The sequence below is a fragment of the Klebsiella sp. JB_Kp042 genome, assembly GCF_040065275.1.
Lineage (GTDB): Bacteria > Pseudomonadota > Gammaproteobacteria > Enterobacterales > Enterobacteriaceae > Klebsiella > Klebsiella quasipneumoniae.
In genome coordinates this window covers 1-913 of sequence record NZ_JBEAJL010000081.1, presented here as the reverse complement: position 1 = coordinate 913, position 913 = coordinate 1, and the positions used below count along the sequence as shown (strand labels likewise).

At 50.6% G+C, this 913-nt stretch carries 2 pseudogenes; both read right to left on the bottom strand.

Annotated elements, in window-relative coordinates:
• Positions 1-199: 199 nt before the first annotated feature.
• Positions 200-373, bottom strand: a pseudogene (locus ABLV54_RS13285) (nuclease); the annotation flags it as partial.
• Between the two features lie 52 nt (positions 374-425).
• Positions 426-848, bottom strand: a pseudogene (locus ABLV54_RS13280) (integrase core domain-containing protein); the annotation flags it as partial.
• Positions 849-913: the final 65 nt, after the last annotated feature.

Here is a 913-nt window from a genome sequence, read left to right as displayed (position 1 = left end):
ATGCGTGATCTGATCCTTCAACTCAGCAAAAGTTCGATTTATTCAACAAAGCCATAGCAGCCCTTAGCTACACCGCTCCGGACGTGTTCAGCACGACTGCATAGCATGCAGTCGTGTGAATGGCACTGGTTTTCGATGCAACTTAGCTGAAAGCCCTGTTTTAACCGGTTTGTCACAGTGTCGGTCCATTGTACGTCTGCTACCACTGCGATCGTTTCAGCTTTAGCGCTTTATGATGCTGCGCTGCTCGCTCAAACTCTGCATCTGCGTTCTTAAGGCCGTGACGCGCTCGCTCAGCGCCGCGTCCTACCGTTGCATAAGACCAGGCATCGTACGCTATTCCGCGAAGGCGTATTCCTACTCGTCCTGATCTTGACCCGCCGTTTCTGGACAGCTTTTGTATCTTAAATTAACGATGTGCACTGCTACAGTTGTTCCCTTTGAGAGTGATATCCCAGCGCGCTGTGCGGGTGGTTTTCATTGTTATGCTTGAATGCTGCTGCAAGGTTTCACAGTGCTGTTCTCAATCCTGTTTTGGCATGAACGCTATATAGTCTTCTTTCATCGTTTTCACGAACCTCCGCGTTTCATACGTGGTATACGCTGAACCGTTGTCCGTCAGCCACTGCACTGGTGTGTCCGGCAACATGTCGCCGATGCGCTTTCAGAATCACATCCCGCACCGTCGAACTGTCATTACCTCCCGTGATTGCTGCCCAGTCTATGCCCCCACGGTCGCAGAAGTCCAGCGCGAACGTGACCCGCAGTTTTTCACTCTTGTCGCAGACGAATTCAAAGCCATCTGAACACCTGAGCATCTCGCTTTCTGCTAACGAGATTTTGGCCTTTAGACTGGCCCCGGCTTTGTTGAATAAATCGAACTTTTGCTGAGTTGAAGGATCAGATCACGCAT